Annotated in this window: 21 protein-coding genes; 16 read left to right on the forward strand and 5 right to left on the reverse strand. The window is 46.9% G+C overall.

The annotated features are described in order from the left end of the window. Window positions 1-2 precede the first annotated feature (2 nt). The 10 genes from ACYVFD_RS09710 (at window position 3) to ACYVFD_RS09755 (ending at window position 14,028) form a co-directional block, all read left to right on the forward strand. Window positions 3-575, forward strand: coding sequence for a GNAT family N-acetyltransferase (locus tag ACYVFD_RS09710; protein WP_461089738.1), 573 nt, complete (start codon window positions 3-5; stop codon window positions 573-575). Between the two features lie 37 nt (window positions 576-612). Next, window positions 613-3,159: a HEAT repeat domain-containing protein gene (locus ACYVFD_RS09715; protein ID WP_461089739.1), complete on the forward strand. Its 2,547-nt coding sequence runs from the start codon at window positions 613-615 to the stop codon at window positions 3,157-3,159. Window positions 3,160-3,203: 44 nt separating this feature from the next. Further along, window positions 3,204-6,947: a sensor histidine kinase gene (locus tag ACYVFD_RS09720; RefSeq protein WP_461089741.1), complete on the forward strand. Its 3,744-nt coding sequence runs from the start codon at window positions 3,204-3,206 to the stop codon at window positions 6,945-6,947. 60 nt (window positions 6,948-7,007) lie between these two features. Next, entirely contained in the window at window positions 7,008-7,874 is an 867-nt protein-coding gene (locus ACYVFD_RS09725; RefSeq protein ID WP_461089742.1) for a sensor histidine kinase, read from the forward strand. Between the two features lie 30 nt (window positions 7,875-7,904). Next, the gene (locus tag ACYVFD_RS09730; protein ID WP_461089743.1) at window positions 7,905-9,080 is read left to right on the forward strand and encodes a PP2C family protein-serine/threonine phosphatase; all 1,176 of its coding nucleotides are present in this window, start codon (window positions 7,905-7,907) and stop codon (window positions 9,078-9,080) included. An 89-nt stretch (window positions 9,081-9,169) separates the two neighbouring features. Continuing rightward, complete coding sequence (locus ACYVFD_RS09735; protein WP_461089744.1) at window positions 9,170-10,183, forward strand: bestrophin family protein; 1,014 nt, start codon at window positions 9,170-9,172, stop codon at window positions 10,181-10,183. 24 nt (window positions 10,184-10,207) lie between these two features. Continuing rightward, a complete protein-coding gene (locus ACYVFD_RS09740; protein WP_461089745.1) occupies window positions 10,208-12,295 on the forward strand; it encodes a tetratricopeptide repeat-containing sensor histidine kinase in 2,088 nt (695 codons plus the stop codon). A 90-nt stretch (window positions 12,296-12,385) separates the two neighbouring features. Then, complete coding sequence (locus tag ACYVFD_RS09745; RefSeq protein ID WP_461089746.1) at window positions 12,386-12,847, forward strand: helix-turn-helix domain-containing protein; 462 nt, start codon at window positions 12,386-12,388, stop codon at window positions 12,845-12,847. Beyond that, the gene (locus ACYVFD_RS09750; RefSeq protein ID WP_461089747.1) at window positions 12,754-13,515 is read left to right on the forward strand and encodes an IS630 family transposase; all 762 of its coding nucleotides are present in this window, start codon (window positions 12,754-12,756) and stop codon (window positions 13,513-13,515) included. Before ACYVFD_RS09745 ends, ACYVFD_RS09750 begins: the two co-directional genes overlap by 94 nt. A gap of 171 nt (window positions 13,516-13,686) precedes the next feature. Beyond that, on the forward strand, window positions 13,687-14,028 hold the full coding sequence (locus tag ACYVFD_RS09755) for a hypothetical protein (RefSeq protein ID WP_461089748.1): 342 nt from the start codon (window positions 13,687-13,689) through the stop codon (window positions 14,026-14,028). Between the two features lie 47 nt (window positions 14,029-14,075). Here the strand turns inward: ACYVFD_RS09755 and ACYVFD_RS09760 are convergent, their stop codons facing one another. Then, window positions 14,076-14,864, reverse strand: coding sequence for a LytR/AlgR family response regulator transcription factor (locus ACYVFD_RS09760; RefSeq protein ID WP_461089749.1), 789 nt, complete (start codon window positions 14,862-14,864; stop codon window positions 14,076-14,078). A 924-nt stretch (window positions 14,865-15,788) separates the two neighbouring features. Here ACYVFD_RS09760 and ACYVFD_RS09765 point away from each other — a divergent pair. Next, a complete protein-coding gene (locus ACYVFD_RS09765) occupies window positions 15,789-16,394 on the forward strand; it encodes a hypothetical protein (RefSeq protein WP_461089750.1) in 606 nt (201 codons plus the stop codon). Between the two features lie 3 nt (window positions 16,395-16,397). Next, entirely contained in the window at window positions 16,398-17,048 is a 651-nt protein-coding gene (locus tag ACYVFD_RS09770) for a GDSL-type esterase/lipase family protein (RefSeq protein WP_461089751.1), read from the forward strand. A 115-nt stretch (window positions 17,049-17,163) separates the two neighbouring features. Here ACYVFD_RS09770 and bla read toward each other — a convergent pair whose 3' ends face one another. Continuing rightward, window positions 17,164-18,219 (reverse strand): class A beta-lactamase, encoded by a 1,056-nt coding sequence (bla, locus tag ACYVFD_RS09775; RefSeq protein ID WP_461089752.1) that lies wholly within the window; start codon window positions 18,217-18,219, stop codon window positions 17,164-17,166. A gap of 37 nt (window positions 18,220-18,256) precedes the next feature. Continuing rightward, on the reverse strand, window positions 18,257-19,438 hold the full coding sequence (locus ACYVFD_RS09780; protein ID WP_461089753.1) for a cystathionine gamma-synthase family protein: 1,182 nt from the start codon (window positions 19,436-19,438) through the stop codon (window positions 18,257-18,259). Window positions 19,439-19,657: 219 nt separating this feature from the next. Between ACYVFD_RS09780 and ACYVFD_RS09785 the strand changes: the two genes are divergently transcribed. From ACYVFD_RS09785 to ACYVFD_RS09800, 4 genes are all read left to right on the forward strand, one after another. Then, the gene (locus tag ACYVFD_RS09785) at window positions 19,658-20,596 is read left to right on the forward strand and encodes a serine hydrolase (RefSeq protein WP_461089754.1); all 939 of its coding nucleotides are present in this window, start codon (window positions 19,658-19,660) and stop codon (window positions 20,594-20,596) included. A 223-nt stretch (window positions 20,597-20,819) separates the two neighbouring features. Further along, a complete protein-coding gene (locus ACYVFD_RS09790; protein WP_461089755.1) occupies window positions 20,820-21,713 on the forward strand; it encodes a helix-turn-helix domain-containing protein in 894 nt (297 codons plus the stop codon). Window positions 21,714-21,782: 69 nt separating this feature from the next. Continuing rightward, on the forward strand, window positions 21,783-22,196 hold the full coding sequence (locus ACYVFD_RS09795; protein WP_461089757.1) for an ester cyclase: 414 nt from the start codon (window positions 21,783-21,785) through the stop codon (window positions 22,194-22,196). Between the two features lie 3 nt (window positions 22,197-22,199). After that, complete coding sequence (locus tag ACYVFD_RS09800) at window positions 22,200-22,544, forward strand: YciI family protein (protein WP_461089758.1); 345 nt, start codon at window positions 22,200-22,202, stop codon at window positions 22,542-22,544. A gap of 78 nt (window positions 22,545-22,622) precedes the next feature. Here ACYVFD_RS09800 and ACYVFD_RS09805 read toward each other — a convergent pair whose 3' ends face one another. Together ACYVFD_RS09805 and ACYVFD_RS09810 are read right to left on the reverse strand one after the other, a co-directional pair. Beyond that, window positions 22,623-23,849, reverse strand: a complete 1,227-nt coding sequence (locus tag ACYVFD_RS09805; protein ID WP_461089759.1) for a DUF5009 domain-containing protein — start codon at window positions 23,847-23,849, stop codon at window positions 22,623-22,625. 11 nt (window positions 23,850-23,860) lie between these two features. Continuing rightward, window positions 23,861-24,976 carry a family 20 glycosylhydrolase gene (locus tag ACYVFD_RS09810; protein WP_461089761.1) on the reverse strand — a complete coding sequence of 372 codons (1,116 nt, stop codon included), beginning with the start codon at window positions 24,974-24,976 and terminating at the stop codon, window positions 23,861-23,863. Window positions 24,977-25,041 lie beyond the last annotated feature (65 nt).

The raw sequence follows: 25,041 nt of genomic DNA on the forward strand, positions 1-25,041 counted from the left end.
CCATGAATATATCCGTCTTCAGTCCCCCCCAGAAAAAAATAATGCTGGATGAGTCATATATTCTTACCGAAGTTGCCTTTCCGAATCGGATAGCTGAAATCGGTGCACTTCGAATTCGGGCATGGTCTAGTGAACCCGGTATCGATCCTATATTTTTTTCTCAGCGTATCTGGATTGATGCGCTGGATCATGAAGCCCACCACTGGATTGTTACGCTGAATAACAAAATAGTAGCCTCGGCCCGGATGAGCTTTCACAATTCGCTGGACAATGTTCCCTACGCGTCGTTACTGCCTGCGGAGTACTGTTCCCGTTACGAAAATAGATCGCTGGTGTCGATCAATCGATTAGTAGTTGATCCACAGTTTCGGGGGCGCGGTCTGGCTAAAGTACTGGATAATGTCCGGTTGACGATGGCCATCGACAAAGGGGTCGATGTGATTCTGGCACAACCTCAACTCTCCCGATTGGCAGCGCTCGATAAGCTGGGCTTTTCGTATTTGTGTGAGTTGCCACCTACGCCCGAATTACCCGGACGCCCTTTATTTTTTATGGAGTTAGACCTGACAAAATGAGCACCCGGTAGCCGTCAGAGTAAACTACATTCCCACAATGAAACAGCGCGAAACCCTATATAAACTTTTTAACATGCAGCCAGGCGAGGGGCAAGTCGTGCTGCTGTTTGTGGTTTATTCGTCGTTTATGGGGTTGGCGGTAGCTGTTTTTTATACCTGTTCAACGGCATTATTTCTCGCTAATTTTAACCAGGCCGAACTCCCACTGGCCTTTATAGCGGGAGGGTTACTGGTATATGGATTAGGGATAGCAACCCGAAAGCTTCAGGAGGTAGTTACGTTTGCCCGTATGAACGGATACCTGTTAGGTTTTCTGCTCGTGTCGGTAGCCATACTCCTGCTGATTCCTAGCCCACTTATGAGTAAGTGGATCTATTTCATCCTGTTTTTATGGAACCGGGTTTTTGTGTTCGTCAATGGGATCACCTTCTGGGCAACGGCTTCCCGCGTCTTTAATTTTCAACAGGCGAAACGGCTGTTCAGTTTTATAAGCCTGGGCGACGGGATTTCATCAATATTAAGCTATTTCTCGGTACCTGTATTACTGAGCTTTTTTTCTACCGAACAGTTGCTGATGGTGTCGCTGGCTTCGGTGTTGGTCTGTACCGTGCTGATGGTCATTATAACCCGGCGCTACCGCCAGTTGCTGGTTACAAAATCGTCGGCAAATCAGTCGGTAACGTCCTCTTCAGAGCCCGTCGATCAGGTGAATCAGGAATATTCAAGGCTATTGTACATACTGTCCTTACTGCTGGTATTTGGGCTGGTTTACGTGGAGTACATGTTTACAAATCAGGTTAAACATGTATTTCCTAATAAGGAGATTATGGCCAGTTTTCTGGGTATATTTTTTGGCCTCTGTGCGGTTATTGAGTTAGTGATTCGGGTGTTTTTATACAATCGACTGATTAGCGCTTACTCTGTTCGGCTGGGGGTTGTTATGCTTCCACTGGCATTGTTGGCCAGTTTTTTGATCACCGCCATTTACGGGTCATTTTATGGTGTTACTCCCCTGCTGCTGGCATTTATTGCCCTGAGTCGATTCTTTATGAGCTCGATCCGACGGTCTATCAGCGAACCTTCGTTTCAGGTCTTGTTTCAGCCTATACCGGCAGTTGAGCGAACGCGCTTGCAGGGGCGGATCGAAGGTGGCCCCAAGGCCCTGGGTAATGTATGGGCCGGCTTACTCCTTTGGGGATTAGCGAGTCTGTCTATTTTATCGATGGTGTACTTAAGCTACCTGTTCCTTCCGATCATTGGTTTCTGGATATACATCGCGTTTCGGTTACAGTCCTCTTACAAAAATATTATTTCGAATGTAGTCAATCGATCATACGAACTGGTTCGCAGCAATCAATCCCAGAACCAGACTTCCGTCGAGCCCGTCTCGCGGGAGGCTGAGTTCAGTAGCAACAGTTCATTTCAGATGATGCAGCAGCTGGCTGTTTCGCCCCTGCCCGCCGACCGCATTCAGGCAGCTACGGAGTTGGGGAGTTCGGGACGTTATTATGCTTATGTGTATTTGCAGCCCTTACTGGAAGATGAAGATCCGGCTGTTCGACGGGCTGCTATTCTGGCGGCTGGGGCTACCCGAAAACCTGAACTCTGGCCGAGTTTGTTTGCGAATCTGGCTATGGCAGATTATTGGGCAGAAGCTACCTCCGCTGTTTTGTCGATAGGTGAACCCATTTTACCGTCATTGATCCGGCGTTTTAACCAGCTAAGCCATTCTATACCGGTTCAAGTGTATATGATCGGCATCATCAGTGATATTGGAGGCCCTATAGCTCTTCGTTTTCTGCGTACGCACATGAACCATCCGGTACAACTGATTCGAGATAAGGTTTTTGCCGGATTACGCTGTCTGGGGCATAAAGCTACGGTAACAGAGCGCCCGCAAATACTCATGCAACTCGATGAACAGATTGCGCTACTGGTATGGCTGGCCGCTGCTCGTCTGGACCTGAATTCATATGCCAAAGAATCGAGCCTGATCCGGGCTTTGCGGCATGAAAAAGAACTCATCGTTCCCAAAGTATTTAATCTGCTGGCGACCCTCAGTGGCGATAATCGATTCGATGTGGTAGGGGAGTTGATCACCCGGAAAAATGATGACATCAAAGGGTATTTACTCGAACTACTCGATAATGCGTTGCCGAGTGAAATCAAAAGCAGGGTTACGCCACTCTTTGCCGACATCCCCCTGGAATCGAAGCTGCTCCAGTCGGCGGCCAATTACCCCCAGCAACGGCTGTCGGTTGAGGATCGGTTGCACGATATTATCAATAAAGATTTTAGTAAAATAACGCCAACCCTCAAAGCAATCGCTATTCGCGAATTACTGAACTGGCATCAGACTGACCCTACCGCGATTCTGGTTGCCAATGCGGCTTCGTCCAATGAGCTAATTGCGGAGACCTCGTTTTTTGTGCTAAAAAAACTGAACCCTGATCGATTTGACGAATTACAGCAAACCCTAAGCTTACATCCCGATTCGATTCAGCATCGTGTATTGCTATCCGTGCTGAATGGGCTGACAGAAAAGGAATTACGCATTTCTCAGGAAGACATGGTTTATGCCTAACCCAAACCGTAAGACTGACTTAATAACCTAATAATTCGTTGCTGATGACCCGACTACTATCGATATGGATCTGGTGTATGGTTGCTAACCTTACGGGTAGCCTGCTAACGCATGCCCAGATGATCGATACGGAAGTAGGGCATGGTATGCCGCCAACCCGATTGTATTTGCCTAGCCAGTACAATGCGCACAGCCAGAATTTTGCCCTTACACAAGACCATCGGGGAGTAATGTATGTGGGCAATTTTGCGGGCGTGCTGGAATATGATGGGCTCAACTGGCGAACCATTCCTACCCAGAATATTACGAAAGTATCGGCCCTGCTGACGGCAAAAAACGGGATTGTCTATGTAGGTGGAAATAGTGAATTTGGTTATCTCCGGCCCGATAGTACCGGCTTGCTCCAATTTGCCAGTTTAAGCCAGAAAGCCACGTTTCGTTTCAATGAGATCCTGGCGGTACTGGAAGCCAGGGACGGTATTTATTTCATTGCCCAGCAGGCCATCTTTCGGTGGACGGGCACCCAACTGCTCCAGTGGAAAGCACCCAGGCCGGTTGTGTCGGCATTTGGCGCAAACCAGGAGCTTTTTGTTACGTTGGAAAAAGGCGGACTCTGGCAGTTTCGGAATGGCCAATTTACCCCCGTGATGGACCGTGGCAACCATCCGATTCTGCTCGATAATGTGGTGGCCAGCCTACCTTTCCAAGCAGGTAAATGGCTTTTGGTCACCCGAAATCAGGGTATTTTTCAACTAGCGAATGGAGTGGTAGATTCCTTCAATTGCCCCCACAACGCGTTTCTAACAAGCATACAAGCTACCAGTGGGGCCATTCTGAGCGATCGCCGGGTGGCTATCAGCACGACAAACGGTGAATTAATTGTGCTGTCGCCTACAGGGGGCAATCGTCAGGTTATTCGGGAAATCGGTGGGTTAACTGACCAGCGGATCAATGCCCTGTTCGACGACCGGGAGGGGAACCTGTGGCTAGCCCTGAACAATGGCATTGCTCAACTGGAAGTACCTTCACCGATTACCCTGTTTTCCGAGTCGGCCCGACAGACAGGTGAAGTTGTTGCCATTCGACGTATACGCAATACCGTGTACCTGGGTGCCCTCAATGGCCTTTTTAAAGTAAATGATCAGGGAATTGTCCCTGTGCCGGGATTAAATATCGGCTGTTTTGCGCTGGAAGAAGTCAACGGGTCGCTGCTTGTTGCTACCAGTGGGGGTGTTTACCGCGTAATTGATGGACAAATTCAGCGTCTTACAAATGCCTATTCGCTTTGTCTGCAAGCGTCCAGTCTACATCCCGATCAGGTGTATGTGGGTACCGAAACCGGCTTAGGCGTCCTCTCGCTGTCAGGAAGGCAGACGCCCTATCGACTCATTCCGGGGCTAAACGAGCAAATCTTCGGCATTACGGAAGATGCCTCAGGAAATTTATGGCTGGAAACGCTCCGGGCAGGATTGTATCAATATCAGGTAGCTGCGAATCGTCTGGTTCATTACACCTTGCAGAAGGGATTGGCTACATCGCTCTATAACCGGGTTGCCAATACCTCGCAGGGGGTACTTGCGTATAACGAAAAGGGAATTTTCCGGTACAATGCTCAACAGGATCGGTTCGACTCCTATAATCCATTTCATTCCTCAAGGCCGGCCAGTACCTATTGGAAAAACTCCCTCATTGAAGATGGTAAGGGAAATATCTGGACGGTAGAAGGCGCTAAAAGCCGGATTGTACTTTACCAAAAACGAGGTGCTGGCTTTCGCGAAGTTAGTGCTCCCTTTCTTCCCCTGTCAACGACTCCCATCAATATTATTTACCCGGATCAGAACGGCCTTATCTGGTTTGGGGGCCGGGATGGGGTCATTCGCTACAATGCTGAAGTGGTTCGACCGTATAACAAGCCCTACCAGACGCTAATTCGTGATATTCAGACTACGGGCGATAAACCGCTGTTTAGCGGATATAGCGCGCTTTCGGGTCAGAGCGAGGCCGAACAAGTAACGCTGCCTTATGTGAATAACGACATTCAATTTGAATTTGCCGCAGCTACGTATCCAGTCAATAATCTACTGACATTTACTTATAAATTAGAGAATTACGACGATACTTGGTCGGATGCCCGATCAACACAGAACAAAAAAGAATATACGAATCTACCTCCCGGCAAGTACCGCTTCCGGGTACTGGCCCGCAATATCTATGGCTTGCCTGGGCACGAAGCTGTGTATGCATTCCGGGTATTACCCCCCTGGTATGGACGCTGGTGGGTCATCGCTCTGTTTCTGATTGCGGCCGTGGCGTTGGTTTACTGGCTGGTTCGCTGGCGGCTGACGTTGTTGGTGAAAGAAAAAGAGGAACTCGAAAACCTGATTCGCGAACGGACCGAAGAAGTTGTTTTTCAGAAAGAAGAGCTGGAAAAACAGTCGGAGGAATTAGCCGATAAAAACGATCAACTAGAAAAAATCGACCTGATTGTACAGTCGATCAACACCGAAATCGACTTTGCTAACCTGTTTCAAACCATTCTGACCAAGTTTTCGGTAATCCGAAATATGGATAGCGCCAGTTTTCTGGTGTATGAGAAACAAACGAACTCGTTCCGGTTCAAGGCGCTGAAAAGTAATCTGGATCTGGCCCATGTCGAGTCGGTACAGTTGACACAGGAGCAGGTGGAAAATCGGCTGCTGACGCACGCTATTGAAGTGTACGATGATATCTATCGCAAAGATGATGTGCATTTTGAGCCGCTCAATAGTCCTATTGACGACCTGATCGCTCCCCGGTCGCTGGTAACCATTGTCATCAAGAACGAAGGTCGGATTGAAGGGTTTATCACCCTCGAAAATCAGAAACGGGCACAAGCCTTTGATCAGCGGGATATGAACATGATTCGTAACCTGAAAGAACACCTGATTGCGGCATTCATTAAAACCCGTTTGCTGGAGGACCTGGAGAATACCCTGAATGACCTGAAAAACACCCAGGTCGAATTGATCCGGCAGGAGCGGCTGGCATCCATAGGTCAGCTAACAAAAGGGATCGTTGACCGAATTTTGAACCCCCTTAATTATGTAACTAATTTCTCGCAGCTCTCCGACGGCCTTGTCAATAGCCTGATTGGCCAACTCGATAAGCAGAAAGACATTCTGCCTACCGATACAATGGAGGATTTACTGGATGAAGCCAGTGTACTACAAACGAATCTGAGCAAGATTCGGGCCCATAGCAACAGCACGACGCGGATTCTGAAAGATATGCAGCGATTGCTCAAGGAGAAGTCGAGGAATTTTCTGGAGACAGACCTCAATTCATTCCTTGACACCAAAGCCCGGGCAGGGCTTCAGGAAATGAACGCCCGGTATAAGGATTTCAGGGTTGATCTGGTCCTGAAACTGGAAGAACAGCCCGTTCGGGTCAAGCTATTGCCTTCCGAGTTCGGACAGGTCATACTGGATTTGATGAACAATTCTTTTTATACCCTTTATGATAAAAGTAAGGCAGTAAGTGGATTCAAACCCGAAATTCAGATAGCTACAGAAGCAACTGAGGATGGGCAGGTAGTGATTCGGTTTCGGGACAATGGCAAAGGCATACCTCAGCGGGAAACGGAGAAGCTATTTAGTCCATTTTTTACCACTAAGCCAACTGCCGATGGAACTGGGCTAGGACTGTACATGATCAAAGATGTTGTAGAAACGCACCGAGGTAAAATTGAAATCCACTCCAAAGAGGGCGAATACACCGAAATTCTGATGACGTTATCGAGACTGACCTGACGAATAGATTACTCAGAAACGCCACTCAACTAATATACCACCATATATAAACAATGCAGTATGGAACCATTAAAACATGACGCTGCCGATGCCGCTCCGGCAAGTTCGTTGCCCAGCCCAGACCAGGAACGAGCCATGCTACAGGAGCGGGTCGTTGAGCTGGAAAGGCTGGCCTTAGTCGGGCAATTAACGGCCGGTATACTGCATGAAATTAAGAACCCTCTGAGCTTCGTCAACAACTATGCCCGGCTCACCAACGAGCTGAGTGTTGAGCTGGAAGAACTCATGGCCAAGCCAGATAATCCCCTGGATATAGAAGAAGTAACGAGTTTGCTTCAGATGATCCGAAACAATATCACACGCATACGTGAAAATGGTGCGCGGGCCGAACGAATCATTCTGGGGTCGCTGGCACAAACTCGTTCCGATGCTCAGGGTTTTGAACCAACCGACCTGAATGCACTGCTGGAAGAATTTACCAAGTTGGCTTACCAGGGGGTTCGGGCTGCTGATAAGGAGTTTGTGGTATCCTTGTTGTTTCATCTCGACGCTGCCATTGGCAAAATATCCATTGCCCCGTATGAGTTCAACCGGGTTATTCTGAACCTGGTGCTGAATGCCTGTTATGCCGTAAATGAGCGCCGAAAACGAGAAGGAGACCAGTACAAACCGACCATTACGGTAACCTCAAAAAAATTGGCAGATCAGATCGAAATTAAAATCTGTGATAATGGCGATGGTATTCCCGAAGAGGTGAAACGCAAACTTTTTACCCCGTTTTTTACGACCAAACCGGCTGGCAAAGGCACTGGCCTGGGCTTATCGTTAAGTCGCGAAATTGTCAGTAAGCTCCACAAAGGATCGATGAGTGTTGAATCGGAGCCGGGACGTTTCACGGAATTTCAAATTAACCTGCCGAATAACTAAAAAATTAATAATCTGAAAAATAGTACAGCTATGCCCATTAAAATATTGAGTGTGGACGATGAGATGGACATGGAAATGCTTATTACACAGCATTTTCGTCGACAAATTCGAGATAAAAGCTTTGAATTTGTTTTCGCCAACAACGGTGCTGAAGCGCTTGAAAAACTAGAACAGAATGAAGATATCTGTTTAGTGCTGTCGGATATCAATATGCCCGAAATGGACGGGCTGACGTTTCTGAGCAAGGTCAATGAAAGCTCGTATCCGAATCTGAAAACCGTGATGGTATCGGCCTTTAATGACATGGACAACATCCGAACGGCCATGAACCGGGGCGCCTTCGATTTTGTCACAAAGCCGATCAATCTGGACGATCTGGAAATTACGATCAACAAAACCCTACGACACATTGATCAGCTCGTAAACTCGCAGCGTGAGCACGATCAATTGATCGCTATTCAGAACGACATCAACATCGCCCAGGAGATTCAGCAGGCCATGTTGCCCAAAATATTTCCGCCTTTCCCCGATCGGACCGATTTCGATCTGCATGCTTTCTTAAAGGCCGCAAAGCTGGTTGGGGGCGACCTGTTCGATTATTTCCTGATGGATGAGAACCGCCTTTTCTTTCTGATTGGCGACGTATCGGACAAAGGAATTCCGGCCTCCTTGTTTATGGCTATCACCAAGGCTATATTCAAAAGCCATTTTTCGAATAAAGCCTGTGAGAGTATTTCGGAAGAAGTTAGCCAGATTAATCGTTTTCTGAGTGCCGATAACCAGACCATGATGTTTGTGACGGCTTTTGTGGGGATTCTGGACCTAAAAACTGGGGTTATCGAATACGTTGATGCCGGCCATGAGTTGCCGCTGATCTTACGGAAGAACAATCAGGTAGAGGTGCTCAAAAAGAAAGGTGGACTGGCGCTGTGTATTGACCCGGATTTTCCCTATTCATCGGCTACGTTTAAACTCGAACCTGGCGATACGCTCTTCATCTATACGGATGGCGCTACCGATGGACATAATCATGTGAAAGAGCGTTTTGGCTTACAGCGGCTTATTGATCTGCTCATAACGCAAACCAGTGCGGCCAGTCCGCAGCAAATCAACGATGTTGTATTAGAGCAGATCCAGGAGTTCATTGGTTCAACTCCTCAGTTCGATGATATAACCGCTCTTACATTACACTTTGCAGGGCAATAAGCTAAGAAGCATCAATAGTCCTGTGTATGTGATGACTAAAGACGATTAGGTGCTCAACTGTATTTTGTGTACTATCTCTGGTAAATCTTATGTATACCGCTAAACGAATTCCTTTTCGTATAATCATTCAGTTTGCCTGGAAAACAGTTCTGTTCTTTGTGCTGTATTCAATCACAATTTGTGCCTTATATGATTGGCTGGATTGGAAATTTCTGGCTATGCCTCTCGTACCGATCGCCACGATTGGTACAGCAGTAGCCTTTTATGTTGGGTTTAAGAACAACTCATCCTACGAGCGGCTTTGGGAAGCCCGCCGGATTTGGGGCGCCATCGTAAATGCCAGTCGCTCATGGGGAATTTTGGTTATGGATTACGTGAGCAACCTGAACGCGCCTATTTGCCTGCCCGCTTCGGAATTGTATCAGATTCAGCAGCAGCTAATTTATCGGCATATTGCTTACCTGAACGCGTTGCGGTTGCAGTTGCGTAGCCGACCCGTATGGAGCGAAGACAAAAATGTTGGGGTCAATATTGTGGAAAATAAACAGGAATTTGACCAGGGTAAACTCGATAAAGAACTGAGCATGTTTCTGGACGACGACGAAGTGGAGTTTTTTATAAGTCGACAGAACCCGGCTACGCAGATTATCCGCCATCAATCGAAGCATTTGCATGAGTTACGCAAGGCTGGATTAATATCCGAATTTTATCATAGCGATATGGAACGAATGTTGATTGAGTTTTATAATCAGCAGGGAGCAGCCGAGCGGATCAAGTCATTTCCATTTCCACGACAATATGCTTACTTTAGCTATGTATTTGTATGGATTTTTGCACTCATCCTGCCCTTTGGTATGATTACCGAAATGGCTCGTTTCAGCGAATGGAGTTTGTGGCTAACCGTCCCTTTCTATACCGTTATTGCCTGGGTTTTTTATACCATGGAAGTGGTGGGTGATACCAGCGAAAATCCATTCGAAAATAGTATTAACGATACACCGATGACGGCGATTTGCCGAAACATCGAAATTGATCTACGCGAAATGCTGGGCGAAACGGATTTGCCGCAACGATTACAGCCCGTAGATAACATCCTAATGTAGGTTAGATGGGTTCCTCTTTTGTCAATGAAAACATGCTGTCGGATTTATGTTGTAATCGTGTTGGTTCTGGTGGGGCATTCTACAATTGCCCAGAGCCGATTTATTGACAGCCTTAAGACAACACTTCGGCAAAAACTGCCGGATACTACGCGGGCAAATACGTATTACGACATTGCTAATGCGTTTTATAAACAGAATAAGTCAGACTCCGCTATTTATTATCTGCGGTTGGCAAAACCAATTTCTCTTCGGTCTAAGTATTGGGCCGGGCTCGGCGATTACAATCGACTTTCCGGGGTAATCCGCATGAATGAAGGACTGTTTGAGGAGGCATTGCGCTTTCATCAGGCATCTAGTGAATACTATCAGAAAGCCGGGAATAAACTTAGGTCACTTGGGCAAACGTACAGCAATTTGGGCTTGTTGTATAAATTGATGGGGCAGAGCCAGCACGTGACGAGCTATGCCCGGCAAGGATTGGCCTATATGCAACAGGCCATTGCGATCAACCAACGCCTGAATGCCTCCTCTCTACTCGTTGATAATTACATCAATATCGGTATCATTTATGAAGATCTGGGGGACTATAAACTAGGTAGAGAGTACTTCTTAAAGGGATTGGCGATGAGTGAGCAATCGCCTGCCAAGCAAGATCAGAACCGGATTTTATTTAACAACCTGGGTAAAAATTATAACGTAGAGGGACAGTATGAACAGGCTATTTATTATCTCCATAAAGCCATAGCCATCAATTCCGAGTCCAAAAAATATACCAGCCTGGCCCATAACTATCGTAATCTGGCTACATCGTACCTTGGCTTAAAGCAGCTTGATAAAGCGGTTTCAAATGCTGAGAAAGCAACCGAGATGGTCAGGAAAACGAAAGATATTCCGCTGGCAAGTACTGTATACAATGTACTATCCAAAACGTATGCGGCAACGGGTCAATATGATAAAGCCTATACCGCGCTGGTTCAGCAAAAGCGGATCGAAGATTCGCTGATGAATCTCGAAAAAACGCGGACTATTGCGCAACTGGAAGCACAGTACCAAACCAAGAAAGCCTACGAATTAGAGAAACTCAAGGCCGACATGAGTTTAGAACAAAGTCGCCAGATGGCTATCATTGCTGCCGAACAAGCTAAAGAAAGAGCCAGGATTCAGGCAGAAGAGAAGCGGCAGACGGTGGCTATTAAAACAAAAGCTGATTTTGAGAAAGCCCGAGCCGTAACGGAGATTCAGGCAAAATATAGCTCCCAGAAGCGGATACATCAGATTGCTATTCTTAATGAGCAGAATGTACAGCACTCCCGCCAGATTCAGCAGTTAGTTGTTGGATTTATCGTTTTACTGATTCTGCTAAGTATTCTGATCGGGCAGTATTTCGTGATTCGTCGGGCCAATCGTCGTTTATCCGTACAAAACGACATTATTACTAAAAACAGCCAACAGCTTGTTAGCCAGTCTAATCAATTGCGTACGCTAATGAAAGAACTGCACCATCGGGTCAAAAATAACCTGGCTATTGTATCAAGTTTACTGAATTTACAGGTAAGCGGTTTACGGGACGAGAAAGCCATTCAGGCCATTCGGATGGGCCAACAGCGTGTTGAGGCTATGTCGCTTATTCATCAGCAGTTGTACCGAACCGAAAGCCTGACGGTCATCAACATGCAGGAGTATCTTCGTAACCTGGCAGAGGGGTTGGTACGGGCGTATGGCTATCGGTCAGATACGTTTACACTACAGATTGATATTGACCAACAGGAACTCGATGTCGATATCGCTATTCCTATAGGTTTGATTGTCAATGAGTTGATTACGAATGCTTTTAAATATGCCTATCAGGATCATAGAGATCCGCTGTTGCGTATCGGGCTAAACTCGGATGAATCGGTCAACCATTCCGGGATTATTCTGGAGGTTCAGGACAATGGACCTGGTATTGATATGCAAAAGTGGAAGCAGTTAAGCAAATTAACGTCGTTTGGTAAGTTACTGATCACCTCGCTCAGCGAACAGTTGGACGGGCACCTGGAGTTATTTAACGAGGATGGTTTACTGTTCAGGCTATACATTCCAAGTAGCCGGATCGTTACGCAAAAGGCATAGAAAAGACTTAATTTTTTACAAACATACATTGCTTCGATTTTAAGGGATATTAAATACACTGTAAACTAAGTTAGTTTGTATATTAGCTTTATGAAAAAGCAACATCTCACTTTGTCAGAGGACCATCAGACTTATTTGCGAGAACTGCTGGCCAAAGGTACTTTACCTGCTAAAACCTTTAAGCGGGCCACCGCCTTGCTCGAACTCCATCAGGGCAAAACCTACCAGATGGTGGCTCAAACACTGGATGTGAACTACAACACACTCTCGAACTGGGCGGCTAAATATCAAACTCAGCAATTGGGTTTCCTGGCCGATAAACCCCGGAGTGGCCGTCCAATAGTCATTGAGGCCCCTCAACGGGCCAAACTAACGGCTCTGGCTTGCCAGCAGGCCCCTGTTGGACACAGTCAGTGGTCGTTACGCTTATTGGCCAACAAAGCGGTCGAGTTAGGCTATTGCGACCACCTTTCCCATACCCATATGGGCGATATTCTCAAAAAAACGAGCTCAAACCCCACCTCAAGCGTCAATGGTGCATCGGTCAGATGAACAGCGAGTATATAGCCCGGATGGAAACTTTACTGGCTCTCTATGCACGGCCCTATGATGCCCGCTATCCCTTGATCTGCTTCGATGAACGTCCGTGCTTTCTCATCGGCAATGTGGTACAGGGGCTTGTCCCGCAACCCGGTAAGATGGCCAAAGAGCACTATGCCTACTCTAAGCACGGATCGTGTGTAGTGTTAGGCGCAGTGGAGCCCTTAGCTGGCCAGCGGGTGCTAAGGGTTTTTAACCAGCGAACCAAGAACGAGTACACCCAATTCATGCAAACGCTGTCGGCGAGCTATCCCCATGCACTGAAAATCAGAGTGGTTCAGGATAACCTCAACACCCACCACATAAATGCGTTCTACGAACAGCTAGCCGCTGAGGAAGCAGCTACTTTAGCCGCCCGGTTCGAATTTTATTATACACCTAAGTGTGGTTCGTGGCTCAATATGATCGAGCTGGAGTTCTCGGCTTTGGCCCGTCAATGTCTCAATCGACGCATTCCCACTCAAGACGAGTTGGAGCGTCAAGTGCTAGCCTGGACGGCTGAACGCAACCAGCGAGCAGTCAAAATTACTTGGCAGTTTACAGTAGGCCAAGCTCGTGAGATCCTAAACAGCCAATACGTAAAGGTTAATCGAGCTAACAAGCAATATCAGAAAACTTAGTTTACAATGTATTAAATACAGTGTAATAAAAGTTTTCTGTATTTTTTCTGTCATTCCGACGGAGGAGGAATCTTAAGATTTCCTTACTCTCAAATAGGGACAATTTAAGATTCCTCCTTCGTCGGAATGACAGAAAATTTAGATGACAGTGTACTAAAGAGCTTTTTAACGATGCAATATTATAAGATATTGATATCTGCTATTTTATTCCTGATCGGCTCAGTCGGCCACTGGTATATTATGTACTGGCAGTTTAAGAATAGTAAATGGATTCAGTCGCCTATCCCATATATTCTGGCTGTAGTCTGTGCCTGGCTCTGGATAAAGGCTTCCAAATATGGCGTTGAAGGTTTTAATGGGTCAATGTGGTCGAATCGGTTTCTTTTCTTTGTGACGGGTGTTTTCGCGGGAGCCATTTTATACCCGATTCATTATGGGCAGGCATTTACAGCAAAAGTGTTCGTTCAATTGGTATTAGCTATTGCCATTATCCTGGTTTCGGTTCTATGGTAACACGTTTGGCCAGGCGCTCGTAATTCGAATGACCAACCATTTACGGATTATCTGGTGCTGAAATTCTTCAAAAATTCTTCTTTATAAACTCTGCCCAGTGGAATAGTTTGTCCACTGATGTGGATTTCATAATCATTGAATGATTCTACGTTATCCATATTTATGGCATATGATCTGTGTACCCGTACAAGCGGCATATCTCCCAGCCGCTGTAATAAGATAGCCAACGAAAGGCGCAATACAAACTTACGGGTAGGTGTTACAACGGTGGTGTACTTATCCTCGGCTTCGATATAGAGTACGTCTTTCTGGCGGAGACGTATAAACTGATGGTTCTGCTTTATAAAAATATGTTCGCCAATCTGTAAGATCGTTTCACCATCTCGACCCGTAAAAGCCGTAGGACTTATTTCAGGTGAAAGTTTTGCTTTGTCTGAAACGGCCGAATACGCGAAGTTGCTTAGAGCGATTTCGATAGCTACCCGCAGGTTATCGCCCGTAACGGGTTTCACTAAATAGGCCGCAGGTTGTGTAGTTTTGGCCTGCTCCAACACCGAGCGATCACTAATCGCAGATAGATAGATTACAGGTACAGGCTTAAGAGCAGCTAAGTGCCGGACCGTTTCTATCCCCGTCCAGTCGCCCCGCAGATTTATGTCACAAATAATAAGATCTACTTGTTGCTGTTGGTAGAGAGCAAGCGCTTGCCGACCTGTAGCAGCCGTTCCGGCAATTGCATAGCCCTGAGTTTCAAGTTGAAGGCATAAATCCAGGGATAAAATAACTTCATCTTCTATGATCAGAATCAAAGGGGTCTGTCCTGAAAACGTAATCATGTTACTTTTTGTGTAAACTATTTTGCCATTCTTTTAATGAAGTAAAGCTTATGGGGTAGTTTTTGTTAAATTTAACAACTAGTCTGGTAAATACATGTAAATAGTAGCATTTAAGCTGTGGCTATTCTTTTTGACCCTTGGAAGTAAGCGCGAACTAGTACACATGCTGTAGTCCTGCTACCTTCTTTGAGAATTTATCAGTGATCATTGTTCTGAGCAGTTTACCCCAACTCCCCAGGAATTAACAGCTTATTTTATGCGGAGGTGACTTCCATACGCTTAATTAGCTCTTTTGCCTCTGTATTCCGTAAATCTTTAGCGAGTAATTAGTCATTGGGTTCGTGTGCCTCTTTATCAGTTTTAGTAATCAGCTTCCTGCTAAAAGTGTGATCCATCATGCGAGAAAGTTGTCCTGATACAGGACGCCCATGCTATCCATTTCTCAGAAATCTATTATGAATATTACAGCTTATTTGATTACACTATTTATAACGTTAGCTATAAAAATAATTTAATGCTTACCAAAAGTATAGCGTACAAACAGATTCTGTATCATAATAGAAGACAAAATTTACAGTTTTGTTTAATTAAAGTGCGCTTTACTTTTGTATGTATACTTTTCCTGATAAGTGAGACTTTAGGTGATGTTGAAGATTGGTACACTTTATATTTTTCAATAGGCTATCTTTTAGCGTGATATTCTAATAAGGTCATGCACTCAATAAGTAATCAGATAATAAGGAGTCAGGCTATTGAAACAAGTTGGTTAATAAAACTTCAATAGTGGATTTGGAAGCAGGCATTTCTTTCTGAACTAGACATAAGGTTGGAGAAAGTATCGGTTTTCGTCTAGCGTATTATGGAAAAACTGCCAACCAGCATCTATCGATAGGAGATTTTGACCTGAAAATAGTGGTTACTCATATGCGTGTCCTGTTGTTTGTTATGCTGATTGCTTGTGGATGTCATCTGGAAAGGCCAAATACTTTCCTTACTAATGACGATTATGCTCTTTATTCAGTTTATCTTAACAGCTTTACGTTTTATAAAAATGTACCCTCTGCTGAATCGATTATTCTTGAGGATTCAACCACAATGAACCCGCGTGAAATTCATCCTAAACTGATATGGGCTGCAATAGCTGGTCGAGGAGACCGCTGTCAATATCTGAAGGATACCGTTAGTTGTCAGATGGCCAAAGACGGAGAATGGGGCTCTGTCTTTGAGGAGTTTAAGCATTCAAGTTTAGGTAAGCAGGAGTTTTTGGTTCCGGCAAAATTTAACGTTCGATACCCTATTCAATTGCTTTCTCAACTTGATAAAATGCCATCTTTTGAACAACGGAACGATAAAAGGGCTTACTATACGTTTAGGCTCTCAAAAATTTCCTACAATGCCGATAAAACAAAAGCGCTATTTTTCGGAAGTTTTGTTTGTGGCGGAAAATGCGGCCGAGGAGAATTATTAATGCTTGAAAAAGGGAAAAACACCTGGCGACTTATTGATACATTCAGATTTTGGATTGCTTAACCAATGACTAACCAACTAGCCCAACTTCTTTTTTTTATTCTTGTACCGTTCAGCCTGTTTGCGCAGGAACATGCTTTTGAATCGGAAATTCGTGCGTTTGAACAAGCCGATAAAACTGCTGCTCCGCCCCGAAATCCGATTGTATTTACAGGTAGTTCGTCAATTCGTTTATGGGAAAATCTTACCAATTACTTTCCGAATAAACCTGTATTGCAACGCGGTTTTGGCGGTTCGCAGTTGAGTGATGTGATCTATTATGCTGATCGGGTCATTGTCCCTTATAATCCGAAACAGATTGTGTTGTATGCGGGCGAAAACGATGTAGCTGCCGGTAAAACAGGGCAGGAAGTATATGAGCGACTGGTCACTCTGTTCGAACACGTTCGGAAGAAATTACCCAATGCAACATTTACGTTTATCTCGCTGAAGCCTAGTCCATCGCGTCGAAAGTACTTTCCGGAAATGGACAATGCGAATCGACTAATCAAAGGGTATTTGGAAAAGCAGCGAAATACGCAGTTCGTCGATATACGGCCGGTTATGTTGCTGAAAAATGGGCAGCCGGTTCCCGAACTGTTTAAGTCCGATAGCCTGCATATGCTTCCGGCGGGTTACGAACGGTGGCAAAAAGTGCTTAGACCGTATTTGAAATAGAACTTAATCTTGTTCAGGAGAGAATGTGGATGGATTTATCTTGCTTTCGTAAAGTAGCAAGGTGTCTATGTAAATCGATTTCTTCATGGGAAATGCCTGTTAGCTTATCTGAAAGTCAGCGGACGGAACTGGATGTGACGGGTGGCTGATACAAAAAGTAATCATAGACAGCGCGGGCCGACTGGGCAATAACCTGTTCACGCTCAGCCAGTGGCATAGGTGAATTGCCCACGAAAACGGCAATGGCGATATGACCAGCATCGTCGGGTAAGGTAATGATGCCCACATCGTCGGTGGCGATGCCGTTCAAGGAACCTGTTTTATGAGCAATAATCGTATTGGGTGGCAGGTAGCCTTTAAGCCGTGCCGCTCCACCTCGACAACGCTCCATAACGCCCAGCAACAGCGCCCGACTTTCGGGTTTAAGAGCCGTACCCCGGTAGATTTGCGCCAGTAAATTGACCATCGCTTCGGGCGTTGAGGTATCGCGTGGGTCGGCGGCTAGCTTGATGGATGCCTTCTGTTTCATGTCGGGCGTGGTCGCACTGTCTAGTCGAGCGTAAAAGCCCAGTGTCCATTGATCAACAGGCGGCAAGGTAATGCCATCCAGATCGGCCAGCAGTTGAATAATGGTCCGGTCAACCGACATGCCCTGAATACCCAGTGTGTTGACCCGTTTCTGGACAGCTTCGGTTCCGCCAACCAGGCGAAGCAGAATGTCAGTAGCGGAATTGTCACTGATGACCATCATCAACTCCAGCAGGTTTTGAACCGATAGCTGAACGCCCGGCTTGGCAAATAGAACATCCAGCGTACCACTTCCCGGATGCAGATCGGACGGTTGCAGATCGACCATGGTCATCAGGGATAGTTTGCCCTGTTCGATAAGGGTAAACAGTTGTACGGCAATGGCTACTTTGACCGTGCTGGCCATTGCAAACCGTTCCTGCAGATTCAGGCTGACCTGCTTGCCCGATTCAAGATGAAGGGCACAAATACCAACGTTGGCTTTCGCTAATGTGGAGATACGTGCCAGTTCGTGTTCCAGCCGTTGCGTGGATATATCTGACGGTTTCCGGATGGGCGCACTAGTTTGAGCCGCTACTGGAACGCTGCCCAACAACCAGGCGATGGCCAGAATGAACGTGAATTTTAGGAGAGGTAGCTTCATGGATTGACTCGTTTTAGGAAGTAAGGCCAGAGGTACGTTATATCGAAGCCAGCGCACGTTCTAAATCGGCTAGCAGATCACTCACATTCTCAATACCAACGGAGTACCGAATCAGACTTTCGGGGATGCCTAACAGGCTCCGTTGCTCTTCAGTAAGCTCAACATGACTGGTGGTTCGGGGAGGCCCGGCCAGTGTGCTGACGGAGCCCAGGCTAGCCGCCAGATGGACAAACTGTAGCCTTGGGAGAAACTGCTTTACCTGTTCATAGCCGCCAGTCAACGAGAAGCTCAGGATGCCTCCGAAACCTGTCATTTGCGCTTTGGCGATGGCATGGCCCGGATGCGTGTCGAGCCCTGGATAAAATACGTCACTAACTTTCGGATGAGCTTTTAAATACTGAGCAATGGTTAGGGCCGATGCATTTTGCCGTTCGATGCGTAGTTCCAGCGTTTTCATGCCCCGTGCAATCAGGTAAGCAGGATCAGCTTGTAAGCTGGCACCGTTGATTTCGCGAAACTGAAACACCTTTTGCACCAGCTCTTTTTTACCGCATAGTACACCTCCCATGGCATCGGAATGCCCTCCCAGAAACTTGGTCGCGCTATGCAAAACCAGATCGGCTCCCAAAGCCAGTGGGTTTTGATTGATGGGTGTCGCAAAGGTATTATCCACTACCGTGACTGCTCCCACTTTTTTGGCAGCCGCTGCCAATCGGGCAATGTCAACGATTTTCAGGGTAGGGTTGGTGGGTGTTTCCAGATAAAGCAGGTCGCAACCTTTGGCAATTTCGGTTTCCAGTGCCTCAAAATCGGTCGTGTCGCAGAGGGTAACGGCTACCTGATAACGTGGTAAAAAATCGAGAAACAGTCGACTGGCTCCTCCGTAGGTGTCTTTAATGGAAACAACTCGTTTGCCGGGTTCCAATAAGGAAAACAAGGTGTTGCTGATGGCTCCCATTCCCGTCGCAAAGGATGTAGCCGCTTCGGCTCCTTCCAGAATTCGGATTTTTTCTTCGAGTACATGAACCGTCGGATTGGTGTTACGGCTGTAGATGTAGCCATCCGACTTCCCCGTTGCTACCCGATGCCATTCGTCCAGATCATCATACCCGAAGGCGACACTCTTAATGATAGGCGTTGTGACGGCTCCTTCGGTAAACAGGTCGGTTTCGCCCGCCCATACCGATGCGGTACTTTTTTGATAGTTCGAAAAATCCATAGTAGTCAGGTTGTAATCAGTTGATGTTTAATTGGTAATGATACATAAAAAAGAGAATCTTCCTGATGTGGCCTGGCATATAGAACGCAGATTTGTGTGATCTGTATGATTTTTTAAGATCGGTGCTAATCATTGCCGATGCTTCGTCCCGGAATCGTAAGAATCCATGTTCTATCAGGATGGAGTGCGCTGAATTTACTAACTTTTGGCCCTTCATCGATGCAACCTCATAAACACATGTACGTTACCCGCAATGCTAGTTGGCTAGCCTTCCTGTTTGGCTGTTTTCTCCTCTACGGGCAGTTGGTTTCTGCTCAATCCCGACCAACATTGACCGACTTACGCCAGCAAATCGAACAGGAATTGGCCCGGCATCCGGGCGTGTTTGCCGTAGCGTTTAAAGACCTGGCTACGGGCCAGGAACTGCTGATCCGGGAGCATGAACTGTTTCATGCCGCCAGTACCATGAAAACGCCCGTGATGATTGAGGTCTATAAGCAGCAGGCACAGCATAAACTCTCCTTGTTAGATTCGGTACTGGTTAAGAATGAATTCAAAAGCATCGTCGATGGCAGCCCGTTCAGCCTGCCGATCAGTGTTGATGATGATACGGTTACGTATAAACAACTGGGTACCAAACGAACGTTGGCATCGCTGGTCTACGACATGATTACGGTCAGCAGCAATCTGGCGACAAACCTGATTATTGAAAAAGTCGATGCTAAGAATGTTACGCAAACCATGCGCGATTTGGGTGCCAACGATATTCAGGTTTGGCGGGGTGTGGAGGATTCCAAAGCATTTGCGAAAGGACTGAACAATGCCACAACCGCTTACGACCTCATGGTGATTTATGAGAAACTGGCCCAGGGAAAAGTCGTGAGTCCTGAAGCCTCAAAAGCCATGATTGGAATCTTGCTTGAACAGAAATTTAACGAATCGATCCCGGCCAAACTGCCCAAAGAAGTAAAAGTAGCGCATAAAACCGGATCGATTACGGGCGTTCGACATGACTCTGGAATTGTGTATCTGCCCGATGGGCGGAAGTACGTGTTGGTTATTTTATCGAAGCAGATTAAAGAGGATATTGAGACGCAGAACGCAATGGCAACCGTTTCGGAATGGCTGTACCGTTATGTGTTGCAGGGTGGGAGATAATGGAAATTAATGCTATTGTACCTTATGGAAGTGTACGACTCCGATGGGGTCGCATGTTTATAGAGAAATCTTAGCTATAGACATTCGACCCCATCGGGGTCGTACAATCTAATAGGGATAATTCCATCCGAAACTGTTCCAACTAAAAGTAAGTTTGGGAATTACCAGACAATGCCATTCCGTAGAGAAATTATACTGCTGGAATGAATTAGCCACTCACACGATGATTGCTCAGGAGAAAGACAGTGCCATTCCGATTTATTCGCTTCAGCAAAGCAGTAGTTTGGGCAGTACGATATTCGAAGTAGTCGAATCGAACGGTGGATTCCGGCGGCATCGGTCCAATTTCCTGATTCCGCACCGGAAAGACTATTATTTCCTGTGCTTCGTGCGCAAGGGCAGTAGTCGGCATTGGGTTGATTTTGCCCCTTACACGCTACGGCCCAATACCTTCTATTTTTCGGTGCCTCAGCAGATTCAGGTCAAGGAAAAAACCGAACCGCTGGAAGGAATTATGCTTTCGTTTACCGAAGAATACCTCCAGTTGGACGAAAATCGGTCTTTACGGCACTTGCCCATTATTCAAAACCCCGATAATGCACACGAACTGGCACTGACCCCTGAGCATGTGCAGTTTCTGGAAGACCTTCTAACAAAAATTCTGATTGAGTTTAACACCGACCGAAACTGGCGAAACAAGATGCTGCAATCGTACGTGAGCATACTGTTGATTTACGTGAGCCGGTTATACGTCGAACAGGTTCAGGCAACGGGTAGTTTAGCCGATCGCGGTTTGCTGAAACAATTTCGGACGTACATCGACGAGCAGTATCATTCGCTTCATCAGGTGGCCGACTATGCCGAATTACTCCATCTGACACCGGGGCATTTGAACGACCGAATCAAGCAGCAAAGTGGCAAAACGGCTATCGAACATATTCACGAACGGCTGGTGCTGGAAGCCAAACGGTTGTTGCTGCACACCGACCTATCGGCCAAAGAAATTGCCTGGCAACTGGGTTTTGAAGATGCGGCTTACTTCCATCGGTTCTTCAAGCGGCTAACGGGCGATACTCCCACCGCGTTTCGGACAGAAATCCGCGAAATGTACACCTGAAACCGCCAAACGGTCAACAACAGCCGTTTGCTGAACCTGTAGTTTTGCATTATCAAAAACACAGACGTTATGGACACCGAACTCAATAAACAGATCGTTACACGCTTCAACAAAGAGGCCATTGAACAGGGGAGGCTCGAAGCTTTCGAAGAATTAATAGCTCCTGATTTTATCAACCATACAGCGCCCGCCGGAATGCCCAAAGGTCGGGAGGGTATGGTTCAATTCATCCTCAATGTGATCCGACCCGCCTTTCCTGACTTGCGCGTCGAAATTTACGACCAGATTGCCGAGGGTGATAAGGTCGTAACCCGCAAAGCTTTTCACGCTACACATGCCGGTCCGTTTATGGGGATTCCGGCTACCGGAAAATCCATTGTTTTTCCCATCATCGACATCGTACGTCTGCGCGACGGTCAATACATCGAACACTGGGGCATTCGCGATACGCATACGGTTTTACGGCAACTCACACAAGATTAAGTAATGAAAACATACCTCGTTTTAGTTCGCGAGCCCGATGGTCGTGCGGTTATTCCACCCGCTGAAGAAATTCAGCAGCATCAGCTTGCCATGAAATCCTGGATTGACAATCTGGTAGAAAAGGGTCATTGGCAGGGTGGTCAGGCGCTTACGCTGTCGGGGCAGGTTGTTCGTCCAACGGCCGATGGAGCGCAGGTAACCGATGGGCCTTACCGGGTCGATGGGCAGGAGATTGTGGGTGGGTATATGTTGCTCAACGCCAATAGCCTGGAAGAAGTTACGTCGCTCATGCGAACCTGTCCTGTTCTGGATACCGACGGCTTCGTTGAGATTCGGGAAACCAGGTAATCTGTCAGGCTTTCGTAACGCGGGTGGAAACCCGCAGCTTTTAGCCAGGAATCGCGGGTTTCCACCCGCGTTACGAAACTACAATTTAAGCTTGATGGCGACCCTGCCCAGAATGGCCGTAATGCCGATAATCAACAGGGCGAATAGCAGTGATTTAACTAAGCCAATAAGTCCAGTCGTGAGAAAAGCCGGAAGCGAGATACCCGATAGTTCGGCCAGGCTGTAATACACATAAGGAATCAGGTAACAGGTTAACGTACTGGTTCCAGCCGGTTTGATCAGGTCGAACCAATGAGCTTTCTGATTCAGATCGACCAACCAGTAAACACCTGCGTAGACAACATAAGCAATGCCGCAGCAAAGGAAAATCCAGGTAGGGGTGGCCTGAATTTTTGAGATGATGAACGCATTGCGGAACAGAAGTCCTGCTATGATCAAGCCAATACCCAAACCGATAAACAGCAGGGGTAGTTGCTTCTCACGACCGGATTGCTGCCAGCGTGTTAGCAGGAGCGTCGCCAGAATACCTGCAAAGGCAAATAGGTTGTAAGCGCCATTGTCGGGAATCCAGTTGCGTGGCCCATCCGGCCATAACGTATGTAGCCAACCCGCGTGACCAGCTACATTTAGCAGAGCAAAAAATAACCCACAGACTACCAGTAAAATGGGTTGCTTGTGAAGCAACAGGTAAAGAATAGCGCAGGTAAGGTACGTCCAGCCAATAAGCCCTAAAATGCCCCACCATTGGGGCGTCATACCAGCCAGGTGAGTGGCATCTCCCCCTTTGAATCGGAGTGCCAGATAACTCAGAATGCCAATTCCCAGGGCTTGCAATCCGATAAACAAGGCGTTTGGCGACCCATCCCGTTTCGGATACTGGTTCCAGATCAGAAAGAAACCAGCAACCATCAGAATCTGAAACCAGGCCGAACGCATGCCCGTAGCCTGTTCGTTGAGATCGGGTAGGTTGACGATAAACACACCCATGACCAGCAAGGCCACTGACCGTAGCACAATGTGTGTGATGATCTGAACATACGAATCGCCTTTGTCGAGCCGATGCTGAATGGCGAATGGGATCGACATGCCGACAATGACCAGAAAGCAGGGGAAAACGGTATCGGCAAACCCCAGAAAATCCTGATCGCGGTGGGCGTGTTCGAGCCAGACCGGTATGCCCGATAAGGTCCATAAGTCATTGACGAAAATCATGGTCAGCATCGTCAATGCCCGGAACACATCAATCGAAAATATGCGTTTTGTCCTTGGGTTGGTTCGGTTTATCGTGGTTTGAACAGAGACCATGTCTGGTAAGTTTAGTTGGCTTCGCCTTGTTTTTGTATCTCATTGTACATGGCTTTGAAGCAGTTTGAGGGCGTATTTTCGCCCGCTTCGGCCGATACTTTTTTGCCATAAAATTCATCCAGAAACGGCCCGGCTCCCGACCATACGGTTTGCATCATGCCCTGGAATCGTTCTTTCATGACCGGCGTAACGGATTTTCGGAACCGGACCATATCCTGTGTTTGTGTAACGGCAAAACCGGGTTTCCGCCAGGGGCAGGTGATCACACTCAGCCCTTTGGTGGCAAAATAAACAGCCGTCTGATCGGGCCGTTCGTAATGCCAGTCGCAGATTATGACATCTTTGGGAATCAGGTCAATAGCGCGGTGGGTATTGTTAAAACTGGCTTCCCACATACCAATGCCAGTCGTTTTTCCATCGATCAGTCGGTCGCCCCACATCCAGAGTTTTCGATTTTTCAGGGCCAGATGATTCCGGATTTCGGTTACTTCGCCAGCCAACAATTCGGCTTTATCACGACCCGAACAGCGCGGACATTTGTCATGGCCGATGTAAAATACCTCGTCCAGCCCAGCATGGAACGCATCGGCTTCGAACACATCGCAGATTTCGTCGACTAAATCGAATACGACCGCATGAACACCCGGATGCAGCGGGCAATAGCTTTTGCAGTATAATCCATCCTCGTTGGGCCAGACATATTTCTCAGGCATTTTAACGCCGGGCGTTTCGTCAAAATCTGGGTAGACTCGGAGTAGGTTGCCCGTTTTGCTGGCCCAGGACTGATGTCCCAGCAGGTTGATTTGTGGTATGAGTCGGATGTTGTGTTTCTGACAAGCTTTTACCAGCTTTTTTACCTCCCGTTTCGACAGGGCAATGCTGTCGCGAAGTTCAGGGTGGCTATCGAACTGGTAATTATAATCGACCCGAAGAATCAGGGTGTTGACCTGTCGGGTAGCCAGTTCTTCATTGATAAACTGAATGAATGTATCGAGTTGTTTGGGCAGGGGAGCCGCAATGCAAAACCCGCGAACGGGCAGTAGGCTATCAAGCTTTGTTTGCGCGACAACTGGGGTTGCGGCAAAGGCAATCGTAAACAGACAAAGCAGACGGTAAATTCGGGCCATCGGCATGAGCTTTCAAATAGGGATGACTACTTGTGTAAAGCGAGTTCGTCTCTGAAAATACCGAT

It is taken from the genome of Spirosoma gilvum, assembly GCF_054776815.1.

What these genes read in the sequence shown, in the direction of transcription:
- ACYVFD_RS09765 (WP_461089750.1), top strand. Translation starts at nt 15,789, where the DNA reads ATGCGTGTCCTGTTGTTTGTTATGCTGATTGCTTGTGGATGTCATCTG.
- ACYVFD_RS09730 (WP_461089743.1), top strand. Translation starts at nt 7,905, where the DNA reads ATGCCCATTAAAATATTGAGTGTGGACGATGAGATGGACATGGAAATG.
- ACYVFD_RS09770 (WP_461089751.1), top strand. Translation starts at nt 16,398, where the DNA reads ATGACTAACCAACTAGCCCAACTTCTTTTTTTTATTCTTGTACCGTTC.
- ACYVFD_RS09710 (WP_461089738.1), top strand. Translation starts at nt 3, where the DNA reads ATGAATATATCCGTCTTCAGTCCCCCCCAGAAAAAAATAATGCTGGAT.
- ACYVFD_RS09715 (WP_461089739.1), top strand. Translation starts at nt 613, where the DNA reads ATGAAACAGCGCGAAACCCTATATAAACTTTTTAACATGCAGCCAGGC.
- ACYVFD_RS09735 (WP_461089744.1), top strand. Translation starts at nt 9,170, where the DNA reads ATGTATACCGCTAAACGAATTCCTTTTCGTATAATCATTCAGTTTGCC.
- bla (WP_461089752.1), bottom strand. Translation starts at nt 18,219, where the DNA reads ATGAAGCTACCTCTCCTAAAATTCACGTTCATTCTGGCCATCGCCTGG.
- ACYVFD_RS09720 (WP_461089741.1), top strand. Translation starts at nt 3,204, where the DNA reads ATGACCCGACTACTATCGATATGGATCTGGTGTATGGTTGCTAACCTT.
- ACYVFD_RS09745 (WP_461089746.1), top strand. Translation starts at nt 12,386, where the DNA reads ATGAAAAAGCAACATCTCACTTTGTCAGAGGACCATCAGACTTATTTG.
- ACYVFD_RS09725 (WP_461089742.1), top strand. Translation starts at nt 7,008, where the DNA reads ATGGAACCATTAAAACATGACGCTGCCGATGCCGCTCCGGCAAGTTCG.
- ACYVFD_RS09795 (WP_461089757.1), top strand. Translation starts at nt 21,783, where the DNA reads ATGGACACCGAACTCAATAAACAGATCGTTACACGCTTCAACAAAGAG.
- ACYVFD_RS09810 (WP_461089761.1), bottom strand. Translation starts at nt 24,976, where the DNA reads ATGGCCCGAATTTACCGTCTGCTTTGTCTGTTTACGATTGCCTTTGCC.
- ACYVFD_RS09805 (WP_461089759.1), bottom strand. Translation starts at nt 23,849, where the DNA reads ATGGTCTCTGTTCAAACCACGATAAACCGAACCAACCCAAGGACAAAA.
- ACYVFD_RS09740 (WP_461089745.1), top strand. Translation starts at nt 10,208, where the DNA reads ATGAAAACATGCTGTCGGATTTATGTTGTAATCGTGTTGGTTCTGGTG.
- ACYVFD_RS09780 (WP_461089753.1), bottom strand. Translation starts at nt 19,438, where the DNA reads ATGGATTTTTCGAACTATCAAAAAAGTACCGCATCGGTATGGGCGGGC.
- ACYVFD_RS09755 (WP_461089748.1), top strand. Translation starts at nt 13,687, where the DNA reads ATGCAATATTATAAGATATTGATATCTGCTATTTTATTCCTGATCGGC.
- ACYVFD_RS09790 (WP_461089755.1), top strand. Translation starts at nt 20,820, where the DNA reads ATGATTGCTCAGGAGAAAGACAGTGCCATTCCGATTTATTCGCTTCAG.
- ACYVFD_RS09800 (WP_461089758.1), top strand. Translation starts at nt 22,200, where the DNA reads ATGAAAACATACCTCGTTTTAGTTCGCGAGCCCGATGGTCGTGCGGTT.
- ACYVFD_RS09760 (WP_461089749.1), bottom strand. Translation starts at nt 14,864, where the DNA reads ATGATTACGTTTTCAGGACAGACCCCTTTGATTCTGATCATAGAAGAT.
- ACYVFD_RS09785 (WP_461089754.1), top strand. Translation starts at nt 19,658, where the DNA reads ATGCAACCTCATAAACACATGTACGTTACCCGCAATGCTAGTTGGCTA.